Origin of the sequence: Rhizobium leguminosarum (genome assembly GCF_010668065.1) — a bacterium.
Taxonomy (GTDB): Bacteria; Pseudomonadota; Alphaproteobacteria; order Rhizobiales; family Rhizobiaceae; genus Rhizobium; species Rhizobium leguminosarum_S.
This window is the reverse complement of record NZ_WUEN01000001.1, coordinates 958,582-973,418: the sequence shown is the minus strand read 5'-3', so window position 1 is coordinate 973,418 and position 14,837 is coordinate 958,582. Positions and strand designations below refer to the sequence as shown.

The window sequence follows — 14,837 nt, the reverse complement described above, 5'->3', positions numbered from 1 at the left end:
TATATCCGGCGAAATCAGCGCATAACGGGATGACCGGCTGAATTTGCCGGCGGAGATCATGAGCACGTCAAGACATCGCAGGTGGCGCAGGAAGATCGGACCCGTTTCGCGCTGGCTTCCGGCCTTCGCCCGCCTGTCGACGGTGTTCCTGCTGATCGCGCTGGCGCTTTTCGTGGCGCTCAGGGTTGCCGCACCCTATCTCATCTCGACCGGCTTCGTGCGCTCCGGCATCGAGGACACGCTGTCGAAATGGACGGGCTACCATGCCGAGATCAAGGGCAGTCCGGTTCTCGAATTCTGGCCGACGCCACGCATCACGCTGAACCAGATCACCATCCGCCAACCGCGCGAAAGCGGCGACAAGCTGCTCGGCAACATTGAAAGCCTGTCGGCGGATTTCAGCCTCATCGACGCGTTGAGAGGCCGGACGAGCTTCCACGAATTCCACCTGGTGCGCCCCAACCTGGCGCTGACGCGCGACGAAAAAGGGCTGATCGACTGGAGTTATGCCGGCCTGCTCGCACGCGCGATCAGCGGCGTACGCTACGAAAACGGATCTGAGGTGCTCGATCCCGATCTCGATGCCGAGATCGGCGCCGTGACCGTCGAGGACGGCACGCTTGTGGTCACCGACATCAAGTCCGCCACGACCTATCATTTCGACAGCGTCACCGCAGATATCGCCTGGCCGAGACTATCCGGCGCGATCTCGGCGGTGGTCATCGCACGTATCAACGGCGAAGACCTGAAGGTCGATTTCGCCTCGCGCCAGCCGCTGCTCGCCTTTGCCGGCAGGAATGCCGAGACACGGACGTCGCTCACATCAAACCTTTTGACCGCGCACTTCCAGGGCATTGCCAGCATCGCCAATCTTTCGGCCCTTTCCGGCAATATCACCGCCAGCATTCCCGATGTGCCCGCACTTCTGACATGGTCGGGCAAATCGATCCCCGGCATCGCAACGCTGAAGAGCGCCTCGCTGGAATCCGACATCATGTCGTCGGGCAACGGGCTGCGTTTCAACAATCTCAGCCTCTCGCTGAACGAAGCGAGCGCCACCGGGGTGATGGACCTTTTCACCCAACCCGGCAAACGACCGAAAATCGGCGGCACGCTTGCCTTCGACCAGATGAACCTCAAGCCCTTCCTCGACGCCTTCGCGCTCAGGCTCGCCGCCGGCGAGGCGGAGGAAATCTCCGCCGGCATAAGCGGACCGCTGCGGGTGCTCGATGTCGACGTCAGGCTTTCGGCGCGGCGCGCGCAGATGGGTCTCTTCGAGCTCTCCGATGTCGGCGCCAGCATGATCGTTGCCGGCGGCGAGGCGAAATTCGATATAGGCGACAGCCAGTTCGAAGGCGGTGAAATGACCGCGCATCTGGAAGCGACGCAGCGCGACTTCGACGGCGGCGGCAAGCTGCAGCTGTCGATCCGCAATGCCGACTTCGCAGCCCTTGCCGAGCGCCTGCAGCTGAAGGGTCCGCTGCCGCTTGCAACCGGATCGCTCGATCTCGACCTCCAGTCGCCGAAGGCGATCTGGACGACCGGCCTTGCCGACGTCACCGGCAAGCTGCACTTCTGGACGAGGGAAGGCACGATTCCCGGCATCGATGCCACAGCACTGCGGACGCAGGCGGCCGAAAAACCGTTCTTTCCGCTGAGCGCTGCAGCAGGCGGCGCCTTCGCCTTCAACCAGCTCAACCTTCAGGCCGATTTCGCCAACGGTTCCGCCGAAATGCACGACGCCCGCATCGCCGGCGCCACGCAGACGCTGACGCTTTCCGGCGTCATCACCTATCAGTCGAACGGGCTGGCGCTTTCCGGATCGCTGGCGGCGACCGATCCGGCCAAGGCGGCGGAGCTGCCACTTCTGCCGTTCTTCATCGGCGGCTCATGGCCGAACCCGGTGATCTCGCCGGTTCCGCTTTTCGGCAATACGCCTCAGGCGCAATAGAGCGCTCACACTTTTCGGCATCAATGCTCTAGGCTCAGGCGCCGGCGGCGGCTGCACGCTCGTCCCGCTGGCGCTGGATTTCTTGACGCTTGGTGACGATCGAGGCGCAGATGACACCAACGGTCACGATCGCGATCAGGATCGTGCACACCGCATTGATCTCCGGCGTCACGCCGAGGCGCACCTGGCTGTAGATCCTCATCGGCAGCGTGGTGGCGCCCGGCCCCGAGGTGAAACTGGCGATCACCAGATCGTCGAGCGACAGGGTGAAGGCAAGGATCCAGCCGGAGAGCACAGCCGGCGCGATGATCGGCAGGGTGATCTCGAAGAAGGTCCGCACCGGCGGCGCGCCGAGATCCTGCGCCGCTTCCTCGATCGATTGATCGAAGCTCAACAGGCGCGACTGCACGACGACGGCGACGAAGCACATGGTCAGCGTCGTATGCGCGAGCGTGATCGTCCAGAAGCCGCGGTCGAAACCGATCGCGACGAAGAGCAGCAATAGCGACAGGCCGGTGATGACGTCAGGCATGACGAGCGGCGCGTAGATCATGCCCGAAAACAGCATGCGGCCGCGAAAGCGGGTGTAGCGCACCAGCGTCAGCGCCGCCATGGTGCCGAGGATGGTTGCGACCGTCGCCGACAGCAGGCCGACACGGATCGTCACCCAGGCGGCGTCGAGCAGGCCCTGGTTCGAGAGCAGCGAGACATACCACTTGGTTGAGAAGCCGCCCCAGACGGTGACGAGCTTCGATTCGTTGAAGGAGAAGATCACCAGCAGCACGATCGGCAGGTAGAGAAAGGCAAAGCCGAGCGTGACGGAGATGATGTTGAAACGGGTCCATTTCAGCATGACTTATTTCCCCCGCTCTTCGGCCTTGGCCTGGGCGTTCTGGAAGAAGACGATCGGGATCACCAGGATCATCAGCAGGATCGTTGCTACCGCCGAGGAGACCGGCCAATCGCGGTTGGCGTTGAATTCGTTCCAGAGCGTCTTGCCGATCATCAGCGTCTGCGAACCGCCGAGCAGGTCGGGAATGACGAATTCACCGACGGCGGGGATGAAGACCAGCATGCAGCCGGCCACCACACCGGGGATCGACAGCGGAAAGGTGACGCGCCAGAAGGCCTTGATCGGCGTGCACCCAAGATCCTGCGCCGCTTCGATCAGCGTACCGTCCATCTTCTCCAGAGCCGAATAGAGCGGCAACACCATGAAGGGCAGATAGGAATAGACGATGCCGATATAGACGGCGGTATTGGTGTTGAGGATGATCAGCGGGCTGTCGATGATGTACAGCGACAGGAGAAGCTGGTTGAAAAGCCCCTCCGGCTTCAGGATCGCGATCCAGGAATAAACGCGAATCAGGAAGCTCGTCCAGAACGGCAGGATGACCAGCATCACCAGCGTCGGACGGATGCTACGCGGCGCCTGTGCCATGCCATAGGCAATCGGATAGGCGATCAGCAGGGTCAGGAAGGTGGAGATCCCGGCAATCACCACGCTCGAGACATAGGCATTGAAATAGAGCGAGTCCTCGGTGAGGTAGCTGTAATTGTCGAAGGAGAGCTCTCCGATCTTGCTCCAGAGCCCGGCCCAACCGTCGGCAAGTGAGAAGACGGGCTCGTAAGGCGGCATGGCGATCGCCGTCGTCGACAGCGAAATGCGGAAGACGATGAAGAAAGGCGCCAGGAAGAAGAGCAGCAGCCAAGTATAGGGAATGGCGATGACGAGGCGATTGTAGAGGCCGGAGGTTAGCTTGCCCATGATGTCAATCCTTCAGCAGAATGCCGGCGTTCTCGTCGAAGGAGACCCAGACTTCCTGATCGTAAGTGAAGGGGTCGTCGACGGAGCGCTGCGCATTGAGGGACGAGGCCTTGACGATACTGCCGCTCTGCAATTTCACATGGAAGACGGTCATGTCGCCGAGGTAGGCGATGTCCCAGAGTTCGCCCCTGGCGGCGTTGACCGAAGCGTTGGCGGGAGGCGTGCGCCCGACCCGCATCTTTTCCGGCCGGATGGCGAAGCCGACGGCGCTGCCGGCCGAGGGTGTCTCGGAAGCGGCGACGCGCACGCTAAAGCCGCTGTCGATTGATATCTCGATGGTGCCGTTGCCCGATGAGGCGACCTTGCCGTCGAAAATGTTCACGTCGCCGATGAAATCCGCGACGAAGCGGGAATTCGGCGCCTCGTAGATTTCGGCCGGCGTCGCTACCTGCACGACCTTGCCATGGCTCATGACGGCGATGCGGTCGGCCATGGTCATCGCCTCTTCCTGGTCGTGGGTGACGACGACGAAGGTGAGGCCGAGGTTCTGCTGCAGGTCCATCAGCTCGAACTGGGTTTCCTCGCGCAGCTTCTTGTCGAGCGCGCCGAGCGGTTCGTCGAGCAGCAGCACCTTCGGGCGCTTGGCAAGCGAGCGAGCCAAGGCCACGCGCTGGCGTTGGCCGCCGGAAAGCTGGTTCGGTTTGCGGGAGGCGAACTGCTCAAGCTTGACCAGCTTCAGCATCTGCGAGACGCGGTCAGTCATCTCGTCCTTCGACATGCCGTCCTGCCTCAGGCCGAAGGCGATATTCTTCTCGACCGTCATGTGCGGGAAAAGCGCATAGGACTGGAACATCATGTTGACCGGACGCCTGTAGGGCGGCGTGCCGGCCATATCGGTGCCGTCGAGAACAATTTCGCCCGAGGTCGGCTGCTCGAAACCGGCGAGCATGCGCAGGAGCGTCGACTTGCCGCAACCCGACGCGCCGAGCAGCGCGAAGAACTCGCGGTGATAGATGTTCAGCGACAGATCGTCGACGGCGGTAAAATCGCCAAAGCGCTTGGTGACATTCTTGAAAGCAATGAAGGGTTTTGCAGACGGATCGGTCCATGGCGCAAAAGCGCGGCGGATATTGCCGAGAGACTTCATATTATTCCCCGAAATACAAGGTTCTGCCGGCCTCCACCCCGGCCGGTAATTGAAAGGCCCGGACGTTTCCGTCCGGGCCCAAGGCTGAATTACTGGCCGGTGACGACCTTCGTCCAGAGGCGCGTCCCCAGGCGCTGCGTTTTCGGATCCCACGGCTTGACCGTGAAGAGGTTCTTCATCACCTCCTCGGTCGGATAGATCGCCGGGTCTTCCAGAATCTCCTTGCTGACAAACTGCTGCGAAGCCTTGTTGCCGTTGGCATAGAAGGTGTGGTCGCTCGCCTTGGCGATGACCTCAGGCTTCATCAAGTAGTTCAGGAACTCGTGGGCTTCCGCGACATGGGGCGCATCGGCGGGGATCGCCATCATGTCGAACCACATCTGGGCGCCCTGCGAGGGGATCGAATAATTGACCTCGACGCCGTTCTTGGCTTCGGCCGCACGGTCGCGAGCCTGCAGCATGTCGCCGGAATAGCCGAAGGCGATGCAGATGTCGCCGTTGGCAAGCGCATTGATGTATTCGGACGAGTGGAACTTGCGGATATTGGGGCGGACGGCCGTCAGCAGCTCTTCGGCCTTCTTGAAATCCTCAGCCTTTGTGGAGTTCGGGTCGAGGCCGAGATAACGGAACGCCGTGGAGATGACGTCCTTCGGTGTGTCGAGAACGTAGATGCCGCAATCCTTGAACTTTTCGGCGACCTTCGGATCGAAGATCACTTCGAGGCCCGGCTTGACATCGGGACCGAGGATTTCAGCGACCTTCTTGACGTTGTAGCCGATGCCGTCCGTACCCCACATGTAATCGACCGCGTGTTCGTTACCCGCATCATATTCGGCGGTGCGCTGCTGGATCACATCCCACATGTTGGAAATGTTCGGCAGTTTCGACTTGTCGAGCTTCTGGAAGACGCCGGCCTGGATCTGGCGCTGCAGGAAGTCGGCTGTGGGAACGACGACGTCATAACCCGTGCCGCCGGCAAGCAGCTTGGTTTCCACGGTCTCGTTGGAATCAAACGTGTCGTAGACGACCTTGATGCCGGTTTCCTTGGTGAAGTCGGTCAGGATGGAGTCGTCGATATAATCCGACCAGTTGTAGACGTTGACTACGCGGTCCTGCGCATAGGCCGGCGCGGCAGCAAGGAGTGCGGTAACGGCGGCGGCCGTCACGCATAGGATGGTTGACCTCATGACTTCTCCTGTTTTGTTCAAAGATTCCGCACCCGGGGTATCTTTTCCCTCTGGTTTTCAACGCAGACTAAGAAGGAATTTCACAGCCCACAAGCGTAAAATCCTGCGCCTTCAACGATTTCGCAATCACTGGAAATCGAAGGCGCTGAGGCCTGCCACCGTCTCGTCGAGCCCGAGCGGTCTCGTCACCGGCGGCTCGGCGCGGGAAAGGCAGCCGCGCCGCTCGCAAAGGCGACAGGCCGGACCGACCGCGACCGGTTCGAGCGCCATCGCCTGCCCGTAGACCACACCCTCGCCAAGGGCAGCGTCGCAGCCGATCAGGATCGCCGTACGCCTGACCCTTTCGCCGAATTCGACGCTCGGTCCCTCCAGGGTGCGGGCGACCGTCAGGAAGGATGCGCCGTCCGGCATGACGACCGTTTCGGCGAGGATCTGGCCCGGCTGCAGAAAGGCGGCATGGATATTGAGCTTCGGACAGCCGCCGCCGAAACGGGCCTGCGGAAAGCCCTGGGCGCCTGCCCGGCGCAGCCGGTGGCCGGCGGCATCGATCTCGATCAGGAAGAAGGGAATGGCGGCCGCCCCGGGGCGCTGCAGCATGGCAAGGCGCGCGGCCGCCTGGCCGAAAGAGACGCCGAAGCGCGCACGCAGAATATCGATATCGTAGCGCGTCGCCTTCGCTGCCGAAAGAAAGGCCTCATAGGGCATTGCCAGCGCCAGCGCGGCGATGCGGGCAAGCTCGAAGCGGGCGATGCGGCGCGCCTCGGCGGAAGAGAGCGGGAGATCGTCGAGCTCGGCATCGATTGCCGGCAGCAAAGCCAGAGTCGCTGCCTCGACGGCGATCTCGTGCGCACGGTCGGCCTGTGACAGGCGCTCCGAGATGAAAAGCCGCATCGAATGGCGATCGAAACGGCGGCGCAGATCCGGCATGACATGGACGGGCAAGACACGCACCGCGATGCCGCGCTCGGAGCGCAGCCAGTCCTTCAGCCCGGCGGCGAGATCGATGCCCCAGGGCAGCGTGGCGGCAAAGGCTTCGGCCGCCATCTCGATCTGTCCGAAATAGCCGGACCGACGCTCCAGCATCTCGCGCACCTCGTCCAGCGGCAAGCGGCCGGCGGCGACCGGCGCATGCCCTTCGGCGGCCATCAGCGCCGTCAGATCGGACAGCCTTGCCGCCTGCTCGCGATAGGCGCGGTAGAGCTTGATCATGCCGCTCGCGGCATTGGGTGCCGCCTCGGCCACCTCGACCAATTCCTGATCACCCGGCAGTTCGCCGGACAGCAGCGGATCGGCAAAGACCTCCTTGAGCTGGCCGAGACTGCCGCCGGTCTGTCCGCGCAACTCTTCCAGATCGACCCTGTAGACGCTTGCAAGCTTGAGAAGGAGCTGCACCGTCAACGGCCGCTGGTTGCGCTCGATCAGGTTCAGATAGGACGGCGATATTTCAAGCGCCTCGGCCATGGCGGTCTGCGTCAGCGCCAGCGCATTGCGGATGCGCCTGACCTTCGGGCCTGCGAATATCTTCCGTTCCGCCATGTCACACCCTTTGACAGGAAGGAGCGCTCATATTTACAAAATTTTACAAATTCACAGCGCCACTCTGTCAATCCTCCTCATCTTAACCTCTTTCCGGACAGGAAATCAAAGGTTTTTCTGGTCATTGCGGCTCATATTGTCAATCTTGTCATGCAGCACCTTTATCGGGCTTTTTAGTGAGGAGAGCAGCATGACGGATTTTTACAAGCTTGTTCCAAACGCATCAGCAGGCCGCTTCGACGGCATCGAGAGGCCGTACTCGGCCGATGACGTGCGGCGGCTCAGGGGCTCGGTGGCGCTCAGCCATACGCTGGCCGAAATGGGGGTGGACCGGTTGTGGCGGCTTCTGCATCAGGAGGATTTCGTCAATGCGCTCGGCGCACTTTCCGGCAACCAGGCCATGCAGATGGTGCGCGCCGGGCTGAAGGCGATCTATCTCTCCGGCTGGCAGGTGGCGGCCGACGCCAATACCGCATCGGCGATGTATCCCGACCAGTCCCTCTATCCGGCCAATGCCGGTCCGGAACTTGCCAAACGCATCAACCGCACGCTGCAGCGCGCCGATCAGATCGAGACCGCGGAAGCCCAGGGACTTTCCGTCGAGACCTGGTTCGCGCCGATCGTTGCCGATGCCGAAGCAGGCTTCGGCGGACCGCTCAACGCCTTCGAAATCATGAAGGCCTATATCGAGGCGGGTGCCGCTGGCGTTCACTTCGAGGACCAGCTCGCCTCGGAGAAGAAATGCGGCCATCTCGGCGGCAAAGTGCTGATCCCGACGGCCGCCCATATCCGCAATCTCGACGCCGCGCGGCTTGCCGCCGACGTCATGGGCGTTGCGACGCTGGTGATCGCCCGCACCGACGCGGAAGCGGCAAAGCTCTTGACGTCAGACATCGATGAGCGCGACCAGCCCTTTGTCGACTATGATGCCGGCCGCACCGTCGAAGGTTTCTATCAGGTGCGAAACGGCATCGAGCCCTGCATCGCGCGCGCCGTCGCCTATGCGCCGCACTGCGATCTCATCTGGTGCGAGACCTCGAAGCCGGACCTCGAGCAGGCGCGGCGTTTTGCCGAAGGCGTGCACAAGGTCCATCCCGGCAAGCTGCTCGCTTATAATTGCTCGCCTTCCTTCAACTGGAAGAAGAACCTCGACGAGGCGACGATTGCACGGTTCCAGCGCGAACTCGGGGCGATGGGCTACAAGTTCCAGTTCATCACGCTCGCCGGCTTCCACCAGCTGAACTATGGCATGTACGAACTGGCGCGCGGCTACCGGCAGCGGCAGATGTCGGCCTATTCCGAGCTGCAGCAGGCGGAATTCGCCGCCGAGGTCAATGGCTATACCGCGACCAAACATCAGCGCGAGGTCGGCACCGGCTATTTCGACGCCGTGTCGCTCGCCATCACCGGTGGCCGGTCGTCGACCACGGCGATGCACGGCTCGACCGAACATGCGCAGTTCAAGCCGGCTGCGGAATAACTCGAAGAGGAGGAGAAGATCATGGCATCCATCACACGCGTCAGGGAACGGGCCGAGGAGCAGGCAAGCAGCATGAGCGAGGATCAGCAGACGACGATCCGCATGCTCGCCAACGACCTGCACCGGCTGAACCAATCGGTCATGAAGGCCGTCGAGGCCGGTGTCTCGGTCGAACTGGTGCGCTCGGCCCGTCATCACGGCGGCGACGGCCACTGGGGCGACTTGCTGATCCCCGTCGTCGTCACCAACCGGCATTGACGACCGGCAGCGGGCCGACGGTGGCGGCCCCGTTGCTCAATCAGAGCGCCTGCATGTCAACGAGACGTGTGGGCGCTCATCCTTTTTGAAAACTCGTCCCGATTTAGGTTTGCGCGCACCACTGCTCTTTGCAATTTGCCGCAATTGTCACCGCCGCCTAGTCGGCGTTCCGGGAAATGACCGAGCCGATAGGTTGGCGGCCTCGACAGCTGCGCATCGTTCGTATAAAAATATTTTTCAGAGTTGGAATTTTTCTGGCAATTATCACCAAGGCGAACCATGGCGTCACGTATTGCAGTAACACAGGATGCGGATTTCATCGTGAAGGCCTATGCAACGTCCTTCGGGTTTACGGTGCAACAGACTGAAGCCTATGTGGGCAAGGTGGGCCTCGAAAATTTCTATATCGCCGACCATGAGGATAGGCCGGCGGCGGTCTTCGCTCTCATCACCACCGGGCACTGGTTCGGTGGCAGAGCCGTGCCAGCATGCAACATTGCACATGTGGCCATTCTACCCGAATACCGCGGCATGGGTCTCGCAGAAATCATCCTGGAGCATGCGGGTGCGATCGCTACCAGCAGAGGCGCATTTCTCACAACCTTATTTGCATCAACCCGCCCCGTCTATCGAAGAGGCGGATATGAATTGGCCGGATCGGAAATCATCTACGAAGCGGAAACGTCAGAGCTTTATAAAATCAAGGAAAAGTACCGTTGCCGCGAGCTGACGCTATCTGCCGCGTTGCCGACCTTGGCCTCTATTCATGAGCGACAATGCGCAGTGGAGGCGGGTAATCTGCGGCGCAGTGCAACACAATGGTCCCTTCTTTTGACGTGGCCCGATCCCGCGACGTCCGTTTACGTCTTCGACAGCGACGATGACGTCGCATATGTGATCATCGATACGAGTAATCCCGAATGTCTGGCCATTCGGGATTGGGCGGCGTTGTCCGGACGGGCGGCTCGGTGCATATTGCGGTTTTTGGGGACATTCTCGACCGTATACCCGCGGGTGCGGTGGCACGGTTCGGCGCAGGACAAGTTGGTCTTCGCGATGCCGGACAAGGGATGGCGTCTGGTCCACCAGGAGGAGTTTCTAATGCGGGTCCTTTCCGCAAGGGACGCGCTTCTGGCGCGTGGCTACAACTCCGTGACCGAGCAGATCACATTGGAGATAATGACGGGCGATCAGGTCGAGACGCTATCGCTCTCCATCGAAAACGGCACACCGTATTGCCGAACACATGAAGCCGGCTCACCCGTCGTGAAAATCGCAAGTGAACATCTTGCAACACTCTATAGCGGCTTTCGCTCCGCGAGCTTTCTTGCAAGAGCAGGGTGGATAAACGGTGATCGTGATGGCGTAATGGCATGCGACCGCATATTTTCCGGCCCGTCCCCCTGGGTCGGAGAACATTTTTAAGGACATCACGTGAATCCGACACCGCATATGGCTCTCGTCGCGAGTATTCGCTCACGCGCTCCGAACATGACGCGCGCGCTACAGCGTGTCGCAGATTACACGTTGGAAGACCCGCAGGCGGTGCTTTACAAAAGTATCACCGAGCTTGCAGAAGACGCGCAATCCTCGGAAGCCAGCGTGATGCGGTTCTGCCGTGAACTGGGATTCACCGGGTTCCAGAATTTCAAGCTGGCTTTGGCGCAGGAGTTGGCGACACAGAGCCAGACCAGCGTCCCGATATCAACGGGAGATCCGGTTCAGAATCTTGTGGAGACCGCAAGAACGGCCCTCGATGAAACGGAGCGGCTGCTCGACCGTAGCATAATACAAGCCGTAGCCCAGGAATTGCTGCAGGCAAAACACATCGAGATTTTTGGCGTCGCCGCTTCGGCGATCACAGCGCAATATCTGGAATACAAGCTCGCACGCCTGGGTGTGCATTCCCATATCGCCCGTGACGCGCATCTGGCAACTATGGCCGCTGCCACCTCAAATCCCGCTGATGTCTACTTCCTGATTTCAAGTTCGGGCTCGACCCTTGATACGGTCAAGATTGCCGAGCTTGCGCATGCGAGGGGCGCGCGCGTGATCGGAATCACCAATCGATCGAAAAGCCCGCTGGCAGCCACTTGCACGCATGTGCTGTTGGCATCCTGGCCGGAGACACCGCTCACCGGGGGCGCCTTTCCCTCGAAGATCAGCCAGTTACTAATTGTCGATGCTCTGGCGTCCTATATGACGATGGCTGAGCCGGACCGTCTGATTACCATTCTCGACACCGCCCAAAGCGTTACCGACCGCAACATTTAAGACCCCTGCGAGCGCCCCTTTTCGCCGGGTTGATTTTTGCTCTTATTTTTTGGCGGAAATTTTCATCATAAATAATTTCTTGACGGTTTATTTCACTATGATACCGTGACCTCGAATTTGAGACGAAGGGTATTGGAACTTGAGCATCCTTGAAGCCTTGCGCGGAACACTTGCCGTTTCCTGTCAAGCGGCTGACGGCAGCCCCTTGCAGCCGACAGATCACATTGTCGCACTTGCCAAGGCGGCGGTGTTGGGCGGCGCGAGGGCGGTTCGTATCGAGGGCGTCACAAATGTGTCGGCCGTGCGAAATGCCGTCAGCGTCCCTGTCATCGGCATTACCAAGATCGAGCATCCGGATTCCGAGATTTACATCACGCCGACGCTGGAGGACGTTCGCCAGCTTTGCGAGGCGGGCGCAGACATCGTGGCGTTTGACGCCACTGCTAGACCAAGACCCTGCAGCGTCGCTGCCCTTGTCGAGGCGGTGCATCAAGCGGGCCGGATCGCCATGGCTGATATCAGCACCTTGGACGAAGGGCGGGCAGCGGTTGCCCTAGGTGCTGATTTCGCAGGCACCACCCTGTCTGGATACACGCCCTATTCGCCACAGAGCGAGGCGCCGGATTTTAAGCTGATGCAAGATCTTTTCCGTGCAGGCATCCCGTTCGTGGCCGAGGGCCGGATCTGGGAACCAGCCGATGCACGCAGAGCTATCGAATATGGTGCCGCGTTTGTCGTGGTCGGTTCTGCCATCACCCGTCCGGATGTGATCACACGACGGTTTGCGGACGCTGTGGCCGGTGCACGGCAAACGCCTGAATTCAATGGAGAAAGCAGATGACAAGGAAATTTCGCGTTGCCGTGATCGGAGCCGGCTTCATGGGTTCGATGCACGCTTCGATTTTCGCAAACGAACCCCGCGCTGAACTCGTAGCCGTCGTCGATAGCGACATCGGACGCGCCGCTGCGCTGGCAGGTAAGTTGCGCGGCAACGTCAAAGCCTACAGCTCCCATCAGGAACTGCTGGCTGCCGAAGAGCTTGACCTGGTCAGTATCTGCACCCCGGATCACCTTCATCTCGATCCGGCGCTCGCCATTGCGGCAAAGGGCATAAATCTCTTCGTTGAAAAGCCGATCGCCTCGACCATGGAAGACGCAGCCAAGATCGTCGCGGCGTGCAAGGCGGCGGGCGTCAGGCTTGGGGTCGGCTATCTGCTTCGGTTCGACCCGCGCTACTACAAGGCGCGCGAGTTGATTACGTCGGGCAAGATCGGCACGCCTATTCACATCTATGCCCGCCGCAACAGCGCCCGCACCGAAGGCCCCAAGCGCTATGGCGGCACCTTGCCGCTCGCACTGCATGTCACAGTGCATGATGTCGACATGGTGCTTTGGATGCTCGAGGGCCAGACCCCGGTTTCCGTCTACGCCCAGCAGACTGACATTCTCCTCGGATCGCTCGGCACGCAGGATACGATCGCGGCGGTCGTACGCTTCTCGGGCGGGACCGTCGTGACGTTTGAAAGCGCCTGGTCATTGCCTGCCGGCGCTCGCCACATGATCGACGCACGCCTGGAACTCATCGGCACCGAGGGTTCATTCGAAGTGCAGTGCGGAGATAGCGGCCTTTATTTCGCAGACAACCAGACATCGCGCGAGATCGACACCCAGCATTGGCCGATCGTCGAAAATCGGGTTGGCGGCGACCTCAAGCTCCAGCTTGCCAGCGTTCTCGAATGGCTCGACGGCGGCCCCTCTCAGGTGGCCAGCGGCGAAGAAGCCATTCGCTCGTTGGAATTGACCCGAGCCCTCATCCGCTCGGCCGAAAGCGGCGAGGTGGAGAGACTCTAGCGCATCATCGATCAAGCAATTCGACGCAACGCATGGATAGTTCAAAAAAAGGGGAATGACATGAAACGACGCCAACTACTCGCACTCACGCTTGCACTTGCGACCTCTTCGGCCCTGCCGGCGATCGCACAGAACGCCAATCAGCCATACGCAGGAACGCATATTGCGGTTCTGATGGAAGGTCACCCGACCACCGATGGCATCCAAAAGCTGTTGCCGGAATTCACCAAGGAAACCGGCATCGAAGTGGAACTCGAGGTCATCCCGGAATCCGACATCACCGCCAAGATGCTCCTGGAGTTCTCGTCCGGCTCGGGCCGCTATGATGTCGTCCAGAACAACATCATCTATATTCCGGGCTTCGTTAAGGCTGGATATATCGATCCACTCGACGATCTTGCGAAAAAGCTGCCCAAATATCTCGACCGCGCCGATTTCGTGCCCGGCTACCTCAACACGAATATTGTCGACGGCAAACTCTACGGCCTGCCGGTTTATGGCGAGAGCACGTTCCTGATGTATCGCAAGGATTTGTTCGAGCAATACGGCCTCACCCCGCCGAAGACTTTTGACGAGGTTATCAGCGCGGCCAAGACCATCAAGGAAAAGTCCAACGGCGAAATCGCAGGCATTACCATGCGTGGCGCCCAAGGTATCCAGAACGTCTATGTCTGGGCAGGCTGGCTGTGGGGTTACGGCGGCGAATTCCTCACCAAGGATGGAAAGTCGGCCCTTGGAACGCCAGAAGCCGCCGCCTCGCTCGATGCTTTTGCAAAAATCCTGCGCGACTACGGTCCCGTCGGCGCTGCCAATTTCGGTTGGGAAGAAAACCACGTTCTCTTCCAGCAGGGCAAGGCCGGTATGACCATGGATGCAACGGTCAATGGAGCATTCAACGAGGACCCGGCTGTGTCATCAGTGGTCGGCAAGGTTGGCTACGTGCCGGTTCCCAAACAAACCGACGCATTGAAGGGTGGCTCATCGTCCCTCGCTGTGCACAGCCTTTATATCACGTCCGCCTCCGCCCAGAAGGAAGCAGCATGGCTGTTTGTGTCGTGGGCAACGGCGAAAGAGCAGCAAATCAAGTCGTTCAGCATCGCGCCCAACTCCGGCGTCACGTCTGAAGCTGCGTTGAATTCGGATGAATTCAACAAGCGCTACGGAGCCTTCAAGGAAGCGATGCTGGCTTCGATCAACCAGGGCAATCCGCAATATCTGCCGACGGTTACGGCTGCGAACGAAATCATCAACAATGCTGGTATCGCCGTATCCAAGGCGCTCGCCGGCACCGCTTCGGCAAAGGACGCACTGGCGGAAGCCAACACGGCCAACGACGCAGCACTCGCCCGCTAACAAACGGGCGCCACGTCCGGATTTCCGGACGT

13 protein-coding genes are annotated in these 14,837 nt (G+C 60.4%); 8 read left to right on the top strand and 5 right to left on the bottom strand.

Going from position 1 to position 14,837, the window contains the following annotated elements:
- Positions 1-58: 58 nt before the first annotated feature.
- Positions 59-1,951: an AsmA family protein gene (locus tag GR198_RS04430; RefSeq protein WP_029874094.1), complete on the top strand. Its 1,893-nt coding sequence runs from the start codon at positions 59-61 to the stop codon at positions 1,949-1,951.
- A 34-nt stretch (positions 1,952-1,985) separates the two neighbouring features.
- On the opposite strand, the gene GR198_RS04425 is transcribed toward GR198_RS04430, so the two are convergent.
- The 5 genes from GR198_RS04425 to GR198_RS04405 all read right to left on the bottom strand — a co-directional run bounded on the left by GR198_RS04425 (position 1,986) and on the right by GR198_RS04405 (position 7,589).
- On the bottom strand, positions 1,986-2,804 hold the full coding sequence (locus GR198_RS04425) for an ABC transporter permease (RefSeq protein ID WP_164067594.1): 819 nt from the start codon (positions 2,802-2,804) through the stop codon (positions 1,986-1,988).
- Positions 2,805-2,807: 3 nt separating this feature from the next.
- Complete coding sequence (locus GR198_RS04420) at positions 2,808-3,719, bottom strand: ABC transporter permease subunit (RefSeq protein ID WP_164067592.1); 912 nt, start codon at positions 3,717-3,719, stop codon at positions 2,808-2,810.
- Positions 3,720-3,723: 4 nt separating this feature from the next.
- The gene (locus GR198_RS04415) at positions 3,724-4,866 is read right to left on the bottom strand and encodes an ABC transporter ATP-binding protein (RefSeq protein WP_131628186.1); all 1,143 of its coding nucleotides are present in this window, start codon (positions 4,864-4,866) and stop codon (positions 3,724-3,726) included.
- A gap of 89 nt (positions 4,867-4,955) precedes the next feature.
- Positions 4,956-6,053 carry a polyamine ABC transporter substrate-binding protein gene (locus GR198_RS04410; protein WP_164067590.1) on the bottom strand — a complete coding sequence of 366 codons (1,098 nt, stop codon included), beginning with the start codon at positions 6,051-6,053 and terminating at the stop codon, positions 4,956-4,958.
- Between the two features lie 126 nt (positions 6,054-6,179).
- Positions 6,180-7,589, bottom strand: coding sequence for a helix-turn-helix domain-containing protein (locus GR198_RS04405; RefSeq protein ID WP_164067588.1), 1,410 nt, complete (start codon positions 7,587-7,589; stop codon positions 6,180-6,182).
- Between the two features lie 190 nt (positions 7,590-7,779).
- Here GR198_RS04405 and aceA point away from each other — a divergent pair, with 190 nt between their 5' ends.
- The 7 genes from aceA to GR198_RS04370 all read left to right on the top strand — a co-directional run bounded on the left by aceA (position 7,780) and on the right by GR198_RS04370 (position 14,805).
- Positions 7,780-9,069, top strand: a complete 1,290-nt coding sequence (gene aceA, locus GR198_RS04400) for an isocitrate lyase (protein WP_164067586.1) — start codon at positions 7,780-7,782, stop codon at positions 9,067-9,069.
- Between the two features lie 21 nt (positions 9,070-9,090).
- Positions 9,091-9,327, top strand: a complete 237-nt coding sequence (locus GR198_RS04395) for an SMc00767 family acetate metabolism repressor (RefSeq protein ID WP_003545603.1) — start codon at positions 9,091-9,093, stop codon at positions 9,325-9,327.
- Between the two features lie 279 nt (positions 9,328-9,606).
- Positions 9,607-10,752 carry a GNAT family N-acetyltransferase gene (locus tag GR198_RS04390; protein WP_029874087.1) on the top strand — a complete coding sequence of 382 codons (1,146 nt, stop codon included), beginning with the start codon at positions 9,607-9,609 and terminating at the stop codon, positions 10,750-10,752.
- A 9-nt stretch (positions 10,753-10,761) separates the two neighbouring features.
- Positions 10,762-11,601 (top strand): MurR/RpiR family transcriptional regulator, encoded by an 840-nt coding sequence (locus GR198_RS04385; protein ID WP_017990308.1) that lies wholly within the window; start codon positions 10,762-10,764, stop codon positions 11,599-11,601.
- Positions 11,602-11,740: 139 nt separating this feature from the next.
- Positions 11,741-12,442 carry an N-acetylmannosamine-6-phosphate 2-epimerase gene (locus GR198_RS04380; RefSeq protein ID WP_029874086.1) on the top strand — a complete coding sequence of 234 codons (702 nt, stop codon included), beginning with the start codon at positions 11,741-11,743 and terminating at the stop codon, positions 12,440-12,442.
- Entirely contained in the window at positions 12,439-13,452 is a 1,014-nt protein-coding gene (locus tag GR198_RS04375; RefSeq protein WP_029874085.1) for a Gfo/Idh/MocA family protein, read from the top strand. The genes GR198_RS04380 and GR198_RS04375 overlap by 4 nt, the downstream gene beginning before the upstream one ends.
- Positions 13,453-13,512: 60 nt before the next feature.
- Positions 13,513-14,805, top strand: coding sequence for an ABC transporter substrate-binding protein (locus GR198_RS04370; protein ID WP_029874084.1), 1,293 nt, complete (start codon positions 13,513-13,515; stop codon positions 14,803-14,805).
- Positions 14,806-14,837: the final 32 nt, after the last annotated feature.